This is a genomic window from Modestobacter sp. VKM Ac-2983 (assembly GCF_026967885.1).
In the GTDB taxonomy this organism is placed as follows: Bacteria; Actinomycetota; Actinomycetes; order Mycobacteriales; family Geodermatophilaceae; genus Modestobacter.
Genome location: NZ_JAPVBK010000003.1, coordinates 507,711 through 523,580, shown reverse-complemented (window position 1 = coordinate 523,580; position 15,870 = coordinate 507,711). Strand labels below are relative to the sequence as shown.

General features: G+C 72.6%; 15 protein-coding genes and 4 tRNA genes. 5 read left to right on the top strand and 14 right to left on the bottom strand.

The genetic code is table 11. The features are described 5' to 3' along the window. Nucleotides 1-3: 3 nt before the first annotated feature. From rplK to O2W18_RS14435, 4 genes are all read right to left on the bottom strand, one after another. Nucleotides 4-432, bottom strand: a complete 429-nt coding sequence (rplK, locus tag O2W18_RS14450; RefSeq protein ID WP_036334253.1) for a 50S ribosomal protein L11 — start codon at nt 430-432, stop codon at nt 4-6. A 52-nt stretch (nt 433-484) separates the two neighbouring features. Next, nucleotides 485-1,381, bottom strand: coding sequence for a transcription termination/antitermination protein NusG (gene nusG, locus O2W18_RS21760; RefSeq protein ID WP_269188199.1), 897 nt, complete (start codon nt 1,379-1,381; stop codon nt 485-487). A gap of 40 nt (nt 1,382-1,421) precedes the next feature. Then, a complete protein-coding gene (gene secE, locus O2W18_RS14440; RefSeq protein WP_269188198.1) occupies nt 1,422-1,886 on the bottom strand; it encodes a preprotein translocase subunit SecE in 465 nt (154 codons plus the stop codon). 63 nt (nt 1,887-1,949) lie between these two features. Beyond that, a tRNA-Trp gene (locus O2W18_RS14435) sits at nt 1,950-2,025 on the bottom strand. Nucleotides 2,026-2,249: 224 nt separating this feature from the next. On the opposite strand from O2W18_RS14435, the gene O2W18_RS14430 reads away from it, so the two are divergent. Beyond that, nucleotides 2,250-3,503, top strand: a complete 1,254-nt coding sequence (locus tag O2W18_RS14430; RefSeq protein ID WP_269188197.1) for a pyridoxal phosphate-dependent aminotransferase — start codon at nt 2,250-2,252, stop codon at nt 3,501-3,503. A gap of 16 nt (nt 3,504-3,519) precedes the next feature. On the opposite strand, the gene O2W18_RS14425 is transcribed toward O2W18_RS14430, so the two are convergent. The 8 genes from O2W18_RS14425 to O2W18_RS14390 form a co-directional block, all read right to left on the bottom strand. Next, a complete protein-coding gene (locus O2W18_RS14425) occupies nt 3,520-3,942 on the bottom strand; it encodes a MaoC family dehydratase (RefSeq protein ID WP_269188196.1) in 423 nt (140 codons plus the stop codon). Next, nucleotides 3,939-4,385, bottom strand: a complete 447-nt coding sequence (locus O2W18_RS14420; protein WP_269188195.1) for a MaoC family dehydratase N-terminal domain-containing protein — start codon at nt 4,383-4,385, stop codon at nt 3,939-3,941. Before O2W18_RS14420 ends, O2W18_RS14425 begins: the two co-directional genes overlap by 4 nt. Before the next feature lie 31 nt (nt 4,386-4,416). After that, nucleotides 4,417-4,581: a 50S ribosomal protein L33 gene (gene rpmG, locus O2W18_RS14415; RefSeq protein WP_014742879.1), complete on the bottom strand. Its 165-nt coding sequence runs from the start codon at nt 4,579-4,581 to the stop codon at nt 4,417-4,419. Nucleotides 4,582-4,695: 114 nt separating this feature from the next. Continuing rightward, nucleotides 4,696-4,769 (bottom strand) — tRNA-Met (locus O2W18_RS14410). A 58-nt stretch (nt 4,770-4,827) separates the two neighbouring features. Further along, a tRNA-Thr gene (locus O2W18_RS14405) sits at nt 4,828-4,900 on the bottom strand. 99 nt (nt 4,901-4,999) lie between these two features. Continuing rightward, entirely contained in the window at nt 5,000-7,438 is a 2,439-nt protein-coding gene (locus tag O2W18_RS14400; RefSeq protein WP_269188194.1) for a putative bifunctional diguanylate cyclase/phosphodiesterase, read from the bottom strand. A 560-nt stretch (nt 7,439-7,998) separates the two neighbouring features. After that, nucleotides 7,999-10,038, bottom strand: a complete 2,040-nt coding sequence (locus O2W18_RS14395) for a hypothetical protein (protein WP_269188193.1) — start codon at nt 10,036-10,038, stop codon at nt 7,999-8,001. Continuing rightward, entirely contained in the window at nt 10,035-10,316 is a 282-nt protein-coding gene (locus O2W18_RS14390; RefSeq protein WP_269188192.1) for a hypothetical protein, read from the bottom strand. Before O2W18_RS14390 ends, O2W18_RS14395 begins: the two co-directional genes overlap by 4 nt. Nucleotides 10,317-10,481: 165 nt before the next feature. Here O2W18_RS14390 and O2W18_RS14385 point away from each other — a divergent pair, with 165 nt between their 5' ends. Next, nucleotides 10,482-10,919 (top strand): pilus assembly protein TadG-related protein, encoded by a 438-nt coding sequence (locus O2W18_RS14385; protein ID WP_269188191.1) that lies wholly within the window; start codon nt 10,482-10,484, stop codon nt 10,917-10,919. Nucleotides 10,920-10,966: 47 nt separating this feature from the next. Here the strand turns inward: O2W18_RS14385 and O2W18_RS14380 are convergent. Beyond that, nucleotides 10,967-11,048 (bottom strand) — tRNA-Tyr (locus O2W18_RS14380). Nucleotides 11,049-11,137: 89 nt separating this feature from the next. Here O2W18_RS14380 and O2W18_RS14375 point away from each other — a divergent pair. Further along, nucleotides 11,138-11,629 carry a YajQ family cyclic di-GMP-binding protein gene (locus tag O2W18_RS14375; protein ID WP_269188190.1) on the top strand — a complete coding sequence of 164 codons (492 nt, stop codon included), beginning with the start codon at nt 11,138-11,140 and terminating at the stop codon, nt 11,627-11,629. Between the two features lie 37 nt (nt 11,630-11,666). On the opposite strand, the gene htpX is transcribed toward O2W18_RS14375, so the two are convergent. Beyond that, nucleotides 11,667-12,530, bottom strand: coding sequence for a zinc metalloprotease HtpX (gene htpX, locus O2W18_RS14370; RefSeq protein WP_269188189.1), 864 nt, complete (start codon nt 12,528-12,530; stop codon nt 11,667-11,669). A 213-nt stretch (nt 12,531-12,743) separates the two neighbouring features. Here htpX and O2W18_RS14365 point away from each other — a divergent pair, with 213 nt between their 5' ends. Then, nucleotides 12,744-14,717: a 2-oxoacid:acceptor oxidoreductase subunit alpha gene (locus O2W18_RS14365; protein ID WP_269188188.1), complete on the top strand. Its 1,974-nt coding sequence runs from the start codon at nt 12,744-12,746 to the stop codon at nt 14,715-14,717. Further along, complete coding sequence (locus O2W18_RS14360; RefSeq protein WP_269188187.1) at nt 14,714-15,838, top strand: 2-oxoacid:ferredoxin oxidoreductase subunit beta; 1,125 nt, start codon at nt 14,714-14,716, stop codon at nt 15,836-15,838. The genes O2W18_RS14365 and O2W18_RS14360 overlap by 4 nt, the downstream gene beginning before the upstream one ends. Nucleotides 15,839-15,870 lie beyond the last annotated feature (32 nt).

Genomic DNA, 15,870 nt, shown 5'->3' with positions numbered 1-15,870 from the left:
CCGTCACTTGACGGTGATGCCCATCGACCGGGCGGTGCCGGCGATGATCTTCTCGGCCTGCTCGAGGTCGTTGGCGTTCAGATCGGCCATCTTCGTCTGCGCGATCTCACGGACCTGGTCGCGGGTGACCGTCGCGACCTTGGTCTTGTGCGGCTCACCCGAGCCCTTCTCCACACCGGCGGCCTTCAGCAGCATGCGCGCTGCCGGGGGCGTCTTGGTGACGAAGGTGAACGACCGGTCCTCGAAGACCGAGATCTCGACGGGGATGACGCTGCCGCGCTGCGCCTCCGTCGCGGCGTTGTACGCCTTGCAGAACTCCATGATGTTGACGCCGTGCTGACCGAGGGCGGGGCCCACGGGCGGCGCGGGGGTGGCCGCACCGGCGTTGATCTGGAGCTTGATGACCGCGGTCAACCGCTTCCTGGGGGGCATGACTTCCTTCTTCTTCGGATCAGGGGGTGGTGCTGCGCTGCCTGCGCCAGGGTCAGATCTTGGTGACCTGGGTGAACGACAGCTCGACCGGCGTCTCGCGGCCGAAGATGGAGACGAGCACCTGGAGCTTCTGCTGCTCCGGGTTGATCTCGTTGATGGTCGCCGGCAGCGTCGCGAACGGACCGTCCATGACGGTGACGGACTCGCCGACCTCGAACTCGACCTCCGGCGCGGGGCCGGCGCTGGGGGCGGCCTCGGTCGCGGAGACCGGCTTGGCGGTCGTCGCCGGGACCAGCAGGTTGACGACCTCGTCGATGCTCAGCGGCGAGGGCTTGGAGGTGGCCCCGACGAAGCCGGTGACGCCCGGGGTGTTGCGGACCGCTCCCCAGGACTCGTCGTTGAGGTCCATCCGGACCAGCAGGTACCCCGGCAGCTTCTTGCGGTTGACCTGCGTCCGCTTGCCGTTCTTGATCTCGGTGACCTCCTCGGTGGGCACCTCGATCTGGAAGATGTAGTCCTCCATGTCCAGCGACGTGATCCGGGACTCGAGGTTGGTCTTCACCTTGTTCTCGTAGCCCGCGTAGGAGTGGATCACGTACCAGTCGCCGAACTGCGCGCGCAGCGTCGAGCGCAGGGTGTCCGCCGGGTCCTCGTCCTCTGCCGCCGCGGCCTCGAGGGCCTCGCTGACCGGCAGGTCGTGGTCGGGAGCCGGCTCGGGCGCCGGGTCGGCGGCGAGCGTGGCCGGCTCCCCCGTCTCGACGTCGGGGACGACGTCGGCGGCGTCGGTGCTGGTGTCCTGGTCGGCGGTGTCGCTCGATCCCTCGGCGGACCCGGTCTCGCCGGCGCCCGTCTCGAGGTCGGCGCTGCCGCGCACGTCCGCACGCGCGTCGTCGAGGTCGGTGCCCTCGACGGCGCTGTCGGTCTCGAAGGGCTCGCGGGGGTCAGTCACAGGGTCTCTTCCTTGTCGGGTGCGGTGCAGGCGCGGACGGTCAGCCGAAGACGGCGAGCACGCCCTGGGCGAAGAGGAGGTCCAGGCCGGCGACGATCGCGACCATGACGGCCACGAAGATGATCACCACGGTGGTGTAGGTGATCAGCTCCTTGCGGCCGGGCCAGATGACCTTGCGCAGCTCGGCGACGACCTCGCGCAGGAACCGCCCCAGGTTCCGCTTCTCCTTCAGCTCCGCGGCGCGTGCCCGCTCGGCGTCGGCCCGGGTGCGGGTGCCCTCCCCCGCGGGTCCGGCGTCCGGCGTCCGGTCGGCCGGACGGCGGGAGGACCGGGACCGGCGCTGGGTGGGGGTGGCGACGACCTTGTCCTCGTCGGACTCCGCCTGGTCGGCGACACCGGCCTCGGCGGCCTCGAGCGCCTCCGCGTCCTCCACGCCCGGCGTCTCGGCGTCGAGCTGCTCGGCGTCGACCTGCTCGCCGTTCGGCTCGCCGTCCTTCTCGCTCACAGCGCCTCGCTCACGTCGGTCCGGCTCACTTCGGTCGGCTCATCTCGGTCGGTCGTCAGGTCGTGGCAGGGGTGACAGGACTTGAACCTGCAGCCTGCGGTTTTGGAGACCGCTGCTCTGCCAATTGAGCTACACCCCTAGGGATCGCCGGGCCCGCGTCGCGACGCGGCCCCAGTCTCGACGTGACCCCCCGAAGAGGGCCTCCGGGGCACGCCGGTGGCGGGGTCCCACAGGCCCCAGGTCGTCGAGTGTACGGGACCGACCCGGGGGGCAGCGAACACGGGAGGCGAGGCCCCCGCCCGGGCCCTCAGACGGGGCGAGCGGACGGGCCGGGCGTCCCCACCCGTCTGCCACGATCGGATCATGTCGACCGCCACTGCGCCCGGGCCCGATCCCGCCGAGCCGGCGCCACCGGTGGATCGGCGGGTCTCCCGGCGAGTCGGTGCCCTCACCTCCTCGACGACGATGGCCGCAGACGCCCGCGCCAAGGCGCTGCGGGCGACCGGGCGGCCGGTGGTCAACCTGGCCGCCGGGGAGCCGGACCACGCCACGGCCGACCACGTCGTCGCCGCAGCCGTCCGCGCGGCCCGGGACCCGGCGATGCACCGGTACACCCCGGTCGAGGGCCTCATGGAGCTCCGGGAGGCGATCGTCGCCAAGACGCTGCGCGACTCGGGCCTCACTGCCCGGCCCACCGACGTCCTGGTCACCGCCGGGGGCAAGCAGGCGGTCGCCCAGGTGCTGGCGACGCTGCTGGACCCCGGCGACGAGGTCCTGCTGCCGACTCCGTACTGGACGACCTACCCGGAGGCGATCCGGCTGGCCGGTGGCGTCCCCGTCCCCGTGGTCGCCGACGAGGCCAGCGGCTACCTCGTCTCCGTCGGGCAGTTGGAGGCTGCGCGCACCCCGCGCACCAAGGTGCTGCTGTTCAACTCCCCGGCCAACCCGACGGGCGCCGTCCACCCGCCCGAGGAGGTCGCCGAGATCGGCCGGTGGGCACTGGCGGCCGGCCTCTGGGTGGTCACCGACGAGATCTACGAGCATCTGACCTACGACGGGACGACGGCGGCGTCCCTGCCCGCCCTGGTCCCGGAGATCCAGCCGCGGTGCGTCGTCGTCAACGGGGTCGCCAAGGCGTACGCGATGACCGGGTGGCGGGTGGGCTGGCTGATCGGGCCGGCCGACGTGGTGGCCGGCGCAACGGCCCTGCAGTCCCACTCGGCCGGTCACGTCTCGAACGTCGCCCAGGCCGCCGCGGTGGCCGCGCTGACCGGCGACCAGTCCAGCGTGGCGGAGCTGCGGGCCGCGCTCGACCGGCGCCGCCGGACCGTGGTCGGGATGCTCCGGGAGATCCCCGGGATCGCCTGCCCGGAGCCCTTGGGCGCCTTCTACGCCTACCCCTCGGTCACTGCACTGCTCGGCCGGTCGATCGCCGGCCGCACCGTCACCACGAGCGCCGAGCTGGCCGAGCTGCTGCTGGAGCAGGCGCAGGTCGCCGTCGTCCCCGGCGAGGCCTTCGGGACGCCGGGGTACCTCCGGCTGTCCTACGCCCTGGGGGACGACGACCTGGTCGAGGGGGTCCGCCGGATGCAGCAGCTGCTGTGCTCTGCCGACTGACGACCCCGGGGCGGGATCAGTCGAGCGCGACGACGGCGCGCGCCAGGGACAGCACCTTCTCGCCACCACTGGTCACGGTGAGGTCGATGCGGACCCGGCCGCCCTCGAGGAGCGCGGCGACCCGGCCGCGCACGGTCAGCTCGGCACCGAGCTCGTCGTCGGGCACCACCACCGGCCGGCTGAAGCGCACCTGGTAGTCGACGACGGCAGCCGGGTCGCCGGCCCAGGCGGTGACCGCCCGGACGGCGAGGCCGGCGGTGAGCATCCCGTGCGCGATCACGCCGGGGAGGCCGACCTCGCGGGCGACCCGCTCGTTCCAGTGGATGACGTTGAAGTCGCCGGAGGCCCCGGCGTACCGCACCAGGTCGGCGCGGGTGACCCGGGAGGTCTGCTCGGGGAGCTCGGCGCCGACCTGGACGTCGGCCGGTCGCGGGCTCACGCCGTGCCCCGGGCGACGAGCATGGAGCGGGTGGTGCAGACCGGCTCGCCGGCCTCGGTGGCCAGGTCGACCCGGGTGGTCAGCATGTCGTTGCCGGCCACCGTCTTCACCGCGTCGATCGTGGCGGTCGCGATCAGCCGGTCGCCGGCCCGGATCGGGCGGTGGTGGGTGAACCGCTGCTCGCCGTGGACGACCCGGCTGTAGTCCAGCCCGACGTCCGGGTCCTCGACCACCACGTTGCCCGCACCGAGGGAGAGGACGATCGCGAAGGTCGGCGGGGCGATGACGTCGGGGTGACCGGCCGCTCGGGCAGCGGTCGGGTCGCGGTAGACCGGGTCCGGGTCGGCCAGGGCCGTGGCGAACTCCGCGATCTTCTCGCGCCCGACCTCGTACACGGCAGAGGGCGGGTAGCTGCGCCCGACCAGTCCTGCGTCCAGCGTCATGCTCCCCGCCCTCTCCTCGCGACCGCTGCGGTCAGCGCGTCTCGCGGTGGACCGTGTGCTTGCGGTCGGTGGGGCAGTACTTCTTCAGCTCGATCCGGTCGGGGTCGTTCCGCCGGTTCTTGCGGGTGATGTAGTTGCGGTTCTTGCACTCCTGGCAAGCCAGGGTGATCTTCGGACGAACGTCGGTGGCTGCCATGAGCGCATCCTCGCCTTGTCGGTGGTCGAGAGTTCCTCGACGCGTCGGGGTGGTGCCCGTGCCCGGCGGATGCCGAACACGACGACGGACCCCGTTCCCGGGGTCCGTCTGGGGTAGCGGTGACCGGACTTGAACCGGTGACACAGCGATTATGAGCCGCTTGCTCTACCAGGCTGAGCTACACCGCCAGGCGACCGTGCGGCCCGGTCTTCCGACTGGACCGGCGGTCGGGCATTCGATCGTACGAGCCCCTTTACGGAATCGAACCGTAGACCTTCTCCTTACCATGGAGACGCTCTGCCGACTGAGCTAAAGGGGCGTTGCTCCGGAGAGCCGTGGAGAACTGTACCTGATCCCTTCGGCCTCCCTGCAGGGGCCCGCCGCGAGCCTGCGAGCGGCGGGGGCAGGGAGCCCTTTCTCAGGTGCGGACGAACAGTCGCCGGTGGGTTGCCCCCGGCGCGGCGGCGCGGACGCCGGTGCGGGCCAGCAGCCAGCCCTCCAGCCGGTCCTCGGGCAACGGCCGACTGACGAGGAAGCCCTGCAGCTTGTCGCAGCCCATCTGGGTCAGCAGGTCCCGGGTCATCTCGTCCTCGACCCCCTCGGCGACCACGCGGAGCCCGAGGTTGTGCGCCAGTTCGACGATCGACCGGGCGATGAAGGACTCGTTCGAGCTCGTCGACATGCCCAGCACGAAGGACTTGTCGATCTTCAGCTCGTCGATCGGCAGCAGCCGCAGCTGGGACAGCGAGGAGTAGCCGGTGCCGAAGTCGTCCATGGACAGCCGCAGGCCCAACGCGTGCAGGTCGGCCAGCACGGTGCTGTTGCGCACCGTGTCGTCGACGACGCTGCCCTCGGTGAGCTCGAGGGTCAGCAGCTCACCCGGCACACCGTGGCGGCGCAGCGCGCGACGGACCCGGTCGACGATGTCCGGCTCGGCCAGGCAGTGGGCGGAGAGGTTGACCGCGACCGACAGCGCGATGTCCTGGTCCAGCCACCGCCGGCAGCGGTCCAGCGCACGGTCCAGCACGTGGTCGGTGAGCAGGCCGATCCGGCCGATCTGCTCGGCCAGGCCGATGAAGTCGTCCGGCGAGATGTCCCCGTAGCGCGGGTGCGCCCAGCGCACGAGCGTCTCCACCGAGACGATGTCGGCGGTGCGGGTGTCCACGATGGGCTGGAAGACCACCGAGATCTGCCCGTCGGCGATCGCGGTCTCCAGCTCGGCGCCCAGCTGCAGGCGGCGCAGGCTCTGCTGGTCCAGGACGGGGTGATAGGTCGCCACTCCCCCGGAGCCCTGTGCCGCGAGCAGCGCGACGTCGGCCCGCTGGATCAGCGTGCCGGACTCCGATCCGTGGACCGGTGCCGCGGCCACCCCGATGGTCAGCGCGACCTCCAGGTCGAGCCCGGCGACCCGGGCGCGGGTCGAGGCGGCCTCCCGCAGCCGGCGAGCGGCCCGCTCGGTGGCGGCCAGGGACAGCCCGGGCAGCAGGACGGCGAACTGACCGCCCTCCATCCGCGCGACGACGGCCTGCGGCGGCGCGTGCTCGCGGAGCAGCCCGGCGGTGACCAGGAGCAGTTCGTCGCTGGCGGCGTGCCCGAGGGTGTCGGTGACGTCGGTGTAGCCGTCCAGGGCCGCGAGCACCAGCCCGGCCCGGGCGGTCGCCGGCTCGGCCAGCAGCAGCGCGTCGATCTCCCCGCCCAGCCGCTGCCGGTTGGGCAGCCCGGTCAGCCGGTCGTGGTCGCCGTCGTGCCGGATCTGGCTGAGCAGCTGCTGCTGGCGGATCGCGGCGTTGACGTGGGTCAGCATCGAGTCGAGCGCACTGCGGTCCCCGTCGGCAAAGGTCACCACGTCGCTGCGCCGGTCACAGACCTCGAGATACCCGGGCTCACCGGCTGCCGTGACCACCGGTGCGCCGAGCACCTCACGTGCACCCCGCCTGTTCAGTGCGACCAACTCCTGGGGGTCCGCCCGTACCGCCGACAGCAGGAGGGGGCCGCTGACATCGGCGGCGAGAGCGCGACGACGGATCAGGTCGTCTGGATCGCCCGGCCCGTCATACCAAGCGACGTCCCCATCGGCGGCGTCGACGACCAACTGGGGACCCTCGTCCAAGTACGGCGGTAGCCACAGCGCCACCCGGTTGGCGTTGAGCAGCTCCCGTACCGCTCGAACGATCTCTCGGGTCCCATCCTCGTCCGGGCTCACCAGCTCGACTCGCCGGGCGAAGTCGTAGACCTGCTGGACCGTCCGACGGTCGCGCTGAGCCCGGGTCCCCTGCCGGAAGATCGCCACCACACCCAGCACCAACGGCACGATCAGCGCCCACCCCCACGGGGTCTGCCGAGTCAGCAACAGCGCCACCACGCCGACGACGACGCTCAGCGGCGCCACGGCGAGCGCCGGCACCATGCCCAGCAAGAGCCCCCAGCCAGGGAAGCCGCCGGCCAGGGATATCGCCAGACAGGTGAGCAGCATCCCGACGACCGTCGCACTCACCAGGGCGAACGCCAGGAACAGCCAGCTCAGTGGTTCATCGAGGTCCACCTGCGGCAGCAAGGACAGCACCAACAACGCGGTGCAGACCTCCACCACAGCGAGGGAGAGGTTGAACCCGATCTTCGGCAACGGCAGGGACTGACGCGCCAGGACGACCGCCACGGCCCCGACCCGGGCGACGGCCGTCCAGACGCCGCCGACCTCGACCAAGCCCACGAGAAGGGCGACCTCCGAGGGGGACACCGAGAAGGTCTGCCGCCGGAACTCGATGTCCAGCTGAACCGACTCGGTGAGCAGGAAGGCAGCGAAGAGTGCCAGAACCGCCCACACCGGCGGAGTCGTCCAGGCTTGCGGCAGCGTCAACGCACCCAGTGTGATCGCCGTTGCGCAGGCAACAGCGAAGATCATCTCCGGGCGTCGGAGCTGTGCGGGCCGCGTGATCTCCGCGGTCGGGCGTACCGAGGACTCGGCCAACGTGAGCCCGTCTGTCGGGAGGCGGTGTCGACCGAAGGTAACAGCGGCTCCCGACCCGGGGTAGCAGGCTCACCCGATGGAGCAAGTCGTCCCGGACAGTCCCGGACCGGTCAGGTCAGGCGCTCAGCAGCTCCAGCGCCACCCGCGAGACCAACGCCAGCCGCGGTCGGCGGTGGCGGAACGAACGACAGTGGGCGTGGCGGTGCTGGACATGGCGTCTCCTGAGGGCACGGATGGACTCGGGGTTCGCGGCAGCCGCCCACGCGGGGGCAGAGCGTCGTCCGGCACAGACCGCAATGAAGAGACTGCGATGGGTCACCCACACGCGCAAGATTAGACACGACTGGGCTAATGATCTTCGTTGTGTCGCCACTGTGTGTGACGAGCGATCCGCTCACAGTCATGTCCGGATGTCCCTGGCCAGCTGTTCGGGTGTCCCTGGACAGGTGTCAGCGTCGTGGACGGCGTTCCGGGGCCTCCGGACGGGGCAGGTCGTCGAGCCGATCCCAGAGCGAGGGTTCCGGTGGTCCCGGCGAGCGGAGCACGGCGGCCACTTGCGAGAAACCGGTCCGCGCGGCTGCCCCGACGGCGCCGGGGACCAGCGCCTCCTCCCCCAGCAGCTCGACGGCGTCCCGATGCGCGTCCTCGGCCGTGCGGACCCGGCCGGTGTCCGGTCCCATCCGCACCTCGCCGTCCGCGCCGACCGCGATCGCTGCCAGGTCCAGGCCAGCACTGAGCGGGTCCCCCCGGGGCCCGCGGACGAAGAAGCTGGGCACGGTCACCCCGAGCGTCCACAGCAGCTGCCGATCGACCGCCGCCTCGTGCTCCTGGCTGTACGCGAGCCCGTACCGGAGCCGCTGCCCGTGCTCCTGGACCGCCACAGTTGCACCGACGAGCTCCGCCGACGACGACCCAGGCGCGTCGCCGGCCAGCAGTGCGGCGTGCACGGCGGTGACCACCGGTTCGCTCCGGGCCTCGTCGGCGAGCAGGAGCGCGAGCCCGCGCAGCGCGGCGTCGGTCGACGCATCGAGATGACCCCCCGGGCCGCCGTCGCGTACGACCGCCTCCAGGACCGGGAGCACGGCACCGGCCTGTCCGGCCACCAGACCGCTGACCTCCGCGCCGATCCGGGCGAGCGTCTCCTGGTCGACCAGCACCTTGTCCGGTGAGTCCGGGGCCAGTCCCCGGCCCAGTGACCGCAGCGCCGCCCCGACCGCCGCCGCCGCACCGGGGCCGGCCGCGGCGAGGGTGACGACCGCAGCCAGGTCCTCGGTCCCACCCGGCCAGGGCCGGCTCAGCAGCGTCGTCCAGGCGGCCGGGTCGGCGAGCAGCTCCCCCGCAGCAGCCCGGTCGCCGGCGCGGCGCAGCACGGTCAACGCCGCCGCCACGGGGTCGGCGGCCGGCGCGCCGACCCGGGCCGCCGCGCCGGCTCCCTGCCCTGCCTCGCGGGCCAGGAGCTGGCGCCCCCAGGAGGCAGCGAGTGCGGAGGCCCCGGCCGCACCCCGGCCCGCCAGGGCGCCCAGCACCGTGCCCATCCCGACCGCCAGCACGTCGACCGCGCCGTCCGGGTCCGCCGGCGCGAGCCGCAGGTCGTCCAGCGCGCGACGGGCCGAGCTCCCTCCGGCCGCCCCACCGGCCACCGAGCTGAGCGTTCCCGCCAGCAGGTCGGCCAGTGCGTCGACGGAGCCATCCCGCTCGCCCAGCACGGTGAGCAGCCAGCGGAGGCCGTCGGCGCCGAGCCGCGCGACCACGGCAGCTGCGAAGGCGGGGCTCGCCGCGTGGCCGGACCAGCCGGCGGCCGCAGCATCGAGCCGCTCGGCCGTGCCCGGCCGCAGGAGGTCCGCCGCCGCCTCCCTCCCCAGCGCGGCGAACGCGCCGTCCCCCCACCCCGGCATCCGCCCGGCGAGCCAGGCGGTGACCCCTGCGGCGCCCCCCAGGCGGGTGGCCCCACCCAGTGGTGCGGCGACCGCGGCGAGGACCGCGGCGACGGCCGTGGCGTCGGCGGCCAGGTCGTCCAGCAGCGCCCGGTGCTCGGCGGCCCGGTCGACGTCGTCGGCAGCGACCGCGGCGCTGAGGTCGGCGGCCTCGTCCCGGCCCGGACCGGGGACACCGCCGTCCCACGCCGGCCCCACCAGCACGGCGAGCCGGGACCCGGCCCTCGCGAACTGCTCGCGCTGATCGGCACGCAGGTCCGCGATCCGGGTCAGGACGGTCAGCCAGAGCTCGCGGTGGTCACCGAGCCGGGCGGCCGCCGTCACCAGCGCCCCGTGCAGCTCCCCGGCCACTGTCCGTGCCGTGGCCACCTCGGCGGCCAGCGCCGCCGCATCGGCGCCCCGCCAGCCGGAGTCGACGGTCGCCGCGCCCAGCAGGTGGACCGTCGTCCCCGCCGCGAAGCCGGCCGAGGCGAGCCGGTCGAGGACGTCCCCCAGGGCAACCGGGGAGCCCGGTGGGTCGGGGAGCCCCATCGGGGTGGGGAGCAGGCCGCTCACCGGGGCACCGCCGTGCCGCGCCCGGGCAGCAGCCCGGCGTCCACCTGCTGCCAGGACCCGGCTGCCGTCGTCACGGCGCCGCGCAGCCAGGCGAGCTCGCCCGCCAGGCAACCACCGGCGGTCGCCACCGTCTCGCCGAAATCAGCCAGGACCGGGCCGAGCGGCCCACCCACCCCCGCGCCGTCGCCGGCCGCAGCGACCTGGCCAGCGCGTACCGATGCGGCGTCCAGCACCCCGGCCAGCGCGTACAGCCGCGCCGGGACCACCTCGATGACCATGCCGGGCAGTCTCGCGGCCGGGCGGCGTCCGCCTCGGCCGTCGTCCACAGGGCCAGGTGGCGGCACAGGCCGGGTGGCGCGCCGTCGTCCACACCGTCCACAGGCTCCGTCCACAACCAGTGGACAGCGACGGAGCACGTTGCGGATGCCCTCTACGCTGCCCGCGTGCGAACCGGACGGCCCGACCAGGGCGATCCCGAGGCCGGGTCGACGCTGCCGTTCGTGCTGGTCTGCTGGCTGGTGGCGGCGCTGATGGTGTTCGGGGCGATCGCCGCCTCCGACGCCTTCCTGGAACAGCAGGAGGTGCAGTCGATCTGCGACGGTGCGGCGCTGGCGGCGGCGAACCAGGCCGACGAGGCCGCCGTCTACACCCGCGGGGTGGGCACCGAGCTGCCGTTGACCCGCGCCGCGGCCGAGGCGGCGGTGGCCGACCAGCTCGGCGACGCCGGCGTCGCCCTCGACTCGTGGTCGGCGGCGACCGACGGGGCCGAGGTGACCGTGCGGTGCAGCCGCTCGGTGCCGATCGCCTTCGGCTGGCTGTTCCTGGCCGGCGAGCCGCTGGAGCGGACCGCGGTCGCCAGCGCCCGGGCGCCGACCGCGTGAACGAGGACGGCCCCCGACCGCGTGGTCGGGGGCCGTCGTACCAGGTGTGGCGGGTGAAGGATTCGAACCTTCGTAGGCTAAGCCGACGGATTTACAGTCCGCTCCCATTGGCCACTCGGGCAACCCGCCGTGGTGGTACCGGGAGAGCTTACAAGACGGGGGACGACGTCCTCGCCGGGTCCCCGGCGGTGCGTCGTCCCCACTGAGGAGGAACCGACATGGCCGATGCGTCCTTCGACGTGGTGAGCAAGGTCGACCGGCAGGAGGTCGACAACGCCCTGAACCAGGCGGGCAAGGAGCTGTCGCAGCGGTTCGACTTCCGCGGCGTCAACGCCACGATCGCCTGGGCCGGCGAGGAGGCGGTGGCCCTGCAGGCCGACACCGAGGAGCGGGTGGCCGCGGCGCTCGAGGTGTTCAGGGAGAAGCTGATCAAGCGGGGCATCTCGATGAAGGCGCTGGACGCCGACGAGCCGCAGTCCTCGGGGAAGGTCTACAAGATCTCCGCCCGGATCCAGCAGGGGATCGCCTCGGACAAGGCCAAGGAGATCGCCAAGGCGATCCGCGACGAGGGCCCCAAGGGCGTGCAGGCGCAGATCCAGGGCGACCAGCTGCGGGTCAGCGGCAAGAAGCGCGACGACCTCCAGGCGGTCCAGCAGCTGCTGAAGAGCAAGGACTTCGAGATCGCGCTGCAGTTCGACAACTACCGGTGAGCTGAGGGACGGCCCCCGCGCCCCGGCGAGGGGGCCGTCAGCCCAGTTCGCGGGCCATCTGCTGCAGCCGGGCGATGCGCTCGGCCATCGGCGGGTGGGTGGCGAACATCGACGCCATGCCCTGGCCGCGGAACGGGTTGGCGATCATCAGGTGGCTCTGCGTGACCAGCCGGTCGTCCTGCGGCAGCGGCCGGGCGGCCACCCCGCGGTCGAGCTTGGACAGGGCACTGGCCAGCGCCAGCGGGTCGGAGCTGAGCTGCGCGCCGGAGGCGTCGGCCTGGTACTCCCGGCTGCGGCTGACCGCCATCTGGACCAGGCCGGCGGCGACCGGGCCGAGGAAGACCAGCAGCAGGCCGCCCAGCCCGCCGCCCTGCCGGTCCTCGGACCGGCCACCGAACAGCGAGGCGAACATCGCCATGTGCGCCAGGTAGGTGATCACCGTGGCCATCGCCCCGGCCACCGAGCTGATCAGGATGTCGCGGTTGTAGACGTGCGACAGCTCGTGGGCGAGCACCCCGCGCAGCTCCCGGCGGTCCAGCAGCTCCAGGATCCCCTGGGTGCAGCAGACGGCGGCGTTGCGCGGGTTGCGGCCGGTGGCGAAGGCGTTGGGCTGGTCCGTGGGGCTCACGTACAGCCGGGGCATGGGCTGGCGGGCCTCGGTCGCGAGCTCGCGCACGATCGCGTAGAGCTGTGGGGCCTGGGTCTCGGTCACCGGGAAGGCGCGCATGGCCCGCAGCGCCAGCTTGTCGGAGTTGAAGTAGGCCCAGCCGTTGACGCCGAGCGCCACCACCAGGGCGATCAGCAGCCCCCCGCGGCCGAAGAAGCTGCCGACCAGCAGGATGACCCCGGCCATCAGGCCGAGGAGCACAGCCGTCTTCAGTCCGTTGTTCCAGCGTTGCACGAGCGGTAGAACGCCCCCGGCCCGATCCCCGTTCCCCCGGCACCCCGGGCGCAGCCCGGTGAGGTGAGCCCACCCTGTGTGGCTTGCCTCACGTCGCCGCCCGAGCCGGTCGTGCGGCGCGCCGCGCACGTAGCCTGGCGGGTCGGAGGTACCTCACACATGACTGGCACCAACCCCGGAATCAGCTCCGCCGCGAACGGTGTTGCCCCTGGCATGCACCCCGCCGTGGACCCCGCCATCGACGCTGCCGCCCACAGTTCCGCCCCCGGCGGACTGGTGAAGAGCGTCGTCGAGCTCGATCGCGTCGTCATCCGGCTCGCCGGGGACTCCGGCGACGGGATGCAGCTCACGGGTGGGCGCTTCACCAGTGAGACGGCCTCGTTCGGCAACGACCTCTCGACGCTGCCGAACTTCCCCGCCGAGATCCGGGCGCCGACGGGCACCCTCCCCGGGGTCAGCAGCTTCCAGCTGCACTTCGCCGACCACGACATCATGACCCCGGGCGATGCGCCCGACGTGCTGGTCGTGATGAACCCCGCCGCGCTCAAGGCCAACCTCGTGGACCTCCCCGGCGGTGGCCTGCTCATCGCCGACTCCGACGAGTTCACCCCGCGGAACCTGGCCAAGGTGGGCTACGCCAGCAACCCGCTGGAGGACGGTTCGCTGGAGAAGTGGCAGCTGGTGAGCGTGCCGCTGACCTCGATGACCACCGATGCGCTCGCGGACTCCGGCCTGGGCAAGAAGGAGGCCGAGCGCAGCAAGAACATGTTCACCCTCGGCCTGCTCTCCTGGATGTACCACCGGCCCACCGAGGGCACGATCCGCTTCCTGGAGCGGCAGTTCCGGCGCAAGCCACAGATCGCCGCGGCCAACATCGCCGCCTTCCGGGCCGGGTTCAACTACGGCGAGACGACCGAGGCCTTCGCGGTCTCCTACGAGGTCAAGCCGGCTCCGATGGCCCCGGGCAAGTACCGGCACATCTCCGGCAACCAGGCGCTCTCCTACGGCCTGGTCGCCGCCGGGCAGCGCTCCGGCCTGCCGGTCTTCCTCGGCGCGTACCCGATCACCCCGGCCAGCGACATCCTGCACGAGCTGTCGAAGCACAAGGCGTTCGGCGTGCGCACCTTCCAGGCCGAGGACGAGATCGCCGGCATCGGCGCGGCGCTGGGCGCCTCCTTCGGGGGGGCGCTGGGCGTCACGACGACGTCCGGCCCGGGTGTGGCGCTCAAGGCCGAGACCATCGGCCTGGCCGTGATGACCGAGCTGCCGCTGCTCATCGTCGACGTGCAGCGCGGCGGCCCCTCCACCGGGCTGCCCACCAAGACCGAGCAGTCGGACCTGCTGCAGGCCCTCTACGGCCGCAACGGCGAGGCCCCGGTGCCGGTCATCGCCCCCCGGTCCCCCGGCGACTGCTTCGACGCCACGCTGGAGGCCGCGCGGATCGCGCTGACCTACCGGACGCCGGTGATCCTGCTGTCCGACGGCTACCTGGCCAACGGCGCCGAGCCGTGGTCGATCCCGGCCGCCGACGAGCTCCCCGACCTGCGCACCGAGTTCGCCACCGAGCCCAACGGGCCCGACGGCGAGTTCCTGCCGTACCTGCGCGACCCGGAGACGCTGGCCCGACCGTGGGCGATCCCCGGGACCGCGGGGCTGCAGCACCGGATCGGTGGGCTGGAGAAGGCCGACAAGACCGGCAACATCTCCTACGACGCAGACAACCACGACTTCATGGTCCGGACCCGGCAGGCCAAGATCGACGGCATCGCTGCCTCGATCCCGGCGACCGAGGTCGACGACCCCGACGGGGATGCCCAGGTCGCGGTCATCGGTTGGGGCTCCACGTACGGGCCGATCGGCGCGGCCTGCCGGCGGATCCGCGCCTCCGGCCGCTCGATCGCCCAGGTGCACCTGCGCCACCTGAACCCGCTGCCGGCCGACCTCGGCGAGATCCTCGCCCGGTACGACCGCGTCGTCTGCCCCGAGATGAACCTCGGTCAGCTGGCGATGGTGCTGCGGGCGAAGTACCTGGTCGACGTGCACAGCCACACCCAGGTGCGCGGGCTGCCGTTCCGCGCGGCTGAACTGGCCGCCGTGTTCCAGGACGTCATCGACGGGACCACCGGGACGGTCGCCACCCTCGACACCGGCTCCGACACCCCTGCACAGACGGGAGCGGCACTGTGACCGCCATCGACTCCACCAACGCCCACGTGCACGACCTCGGCATGCCCGCCGGCGGCCCGGACGTCACGACGATCTCCGGCGCCATCGACGCCTCCGTCGCCGCGCACGGCGAGAAGCAGACGGTGCTGAAGGCCAAGGACCTCAAGACCGACCAGGAGGTGCGCTGGTGCCCCGGGTGCGGTGACTACGTCATCCTCAACGCGGTCCAGAGCTTCCTGCCCAGCCTCGGCATCGCCCGGGAGGACATGGTCATCGTGTCCGGCATCGGGTGCTCCTCGCGCTTCCCGTACTACATGAACACCTACGGGATGCACTCGATCCACGGCCGCGCCCCGGCCATCGCCACCGGCCTGGCGGCCTCCCGCCCGGACCTGTCGGTGTGGGTCGTCACCGGGGACGGCGACGCGCTGTCCATCGGCGGCAACCACCTGATCCACACCCTGCGCCGCAACGTGAACCTGACGATCCTGCTGTTCAACAACCGGATCTACGGCCTCACCAAGGGCCAGTACTCGCCCACCTCGGAGGTCGGGAAGGTCACCAAGTCCACGCCGATGGGCTCGCTGGACCACCCGTTCAACCCGGTGAGCCTGGCGCTGGGCGCGGACGCGACCTTCGTCGGCCGGGCGATGGACTCCGACCGCAAGGGACTCACCGACGTCCTGCGGCAGGCCGCCGAGCACCAGGGCACGTCGCTGGTGGAGATCTACCAGAACTGCAACATCTTCAACGACGGCGCGTTCGAGCTGCTCAAGGACCCGAACACCGGCCCGATGTGGACGATCCCGCTGGTGCACGGCGAGCCGCTGGTCTTCGGCCCGGGTGGCGCCTCCTGCGTCGTCCGGGACGACTTCGGGGGCCTGCGGATCGCCGAGACCAACCAGGTCGACGCCAGCCAGATCGTGGTGCACGACGCGCACCGCGACGACCCGTCGTACGCCTTCGCGCTGTCCCGGCTGTCCACCCAGGACCTGCGGTACAGCCCGATGGGCGTCTTCCGGTCGGTGGCCAAGCCCACCTACGACCGGATGATGGCCGACCAGCTCGAGGACGCCGCGGCCCAGGAGCCCGCCGACCTCGACGCCCTGCTGGCCGGCGGCGACAGCTGGACCGTGCAGTGACATGGTGATCCTCCGGATCACAGCGCGGCCAT

Excerpts from the sequence above, each read along its gene's own strand:
- O2W18_RS14430 (WP_269188197.1), top strand. The coding sequence starts at position 2,250 with ATGTCGACCGCCACTGCGCCCGGGCCCGATCCCGCCGAGCCGGCGCCA.
- O2W18_RS14420 (WP_269188195.1), bottom strand. The coding sequence starts at position 4,385 with ATGACGCTGGACGCAGGACTGGTCGGGCGCAGCTACCCGCCCTCTGCC.
- O2W18_RS14390 (WP_269188192.1), bottom strand. The coding sequence starts at position 10,316 with ATGGTCATCGAGGTGGTCCCGGCGCGGCTGTACGCGCTGGCCGGGGTG.
- rpmG (WP_014742879.1), bottom strand. The coding sequence starts at position 4,581 with ATGGCAGCCACCGACGTTCGTCCGAAGATCACCCTGGCTTGCCAGGAG.
- rplK (WP_036334253.1), bottom strand. The coding sequence starts at position 432 with ATGCCCCCCAGGAAGCGGTTGACCGCGGTCATCAAGCTCCAGATCAAC.
- O2W18_RS14375 (WP_269188190.1), top strand. The coding sequence starts at position 11,138 with ATGGCCGATGCGTCCTTCGACGTGGTGAGCAAGGTCGACCGGCAGGAG.
- O2W18_RS14365 (WP_269188188.1), top strand. The coding sequence starts at position 12,744 with ATGCACCCCGCCGTGGACCCCGCCATCGACGCTGCCGCCCACAGTTCC.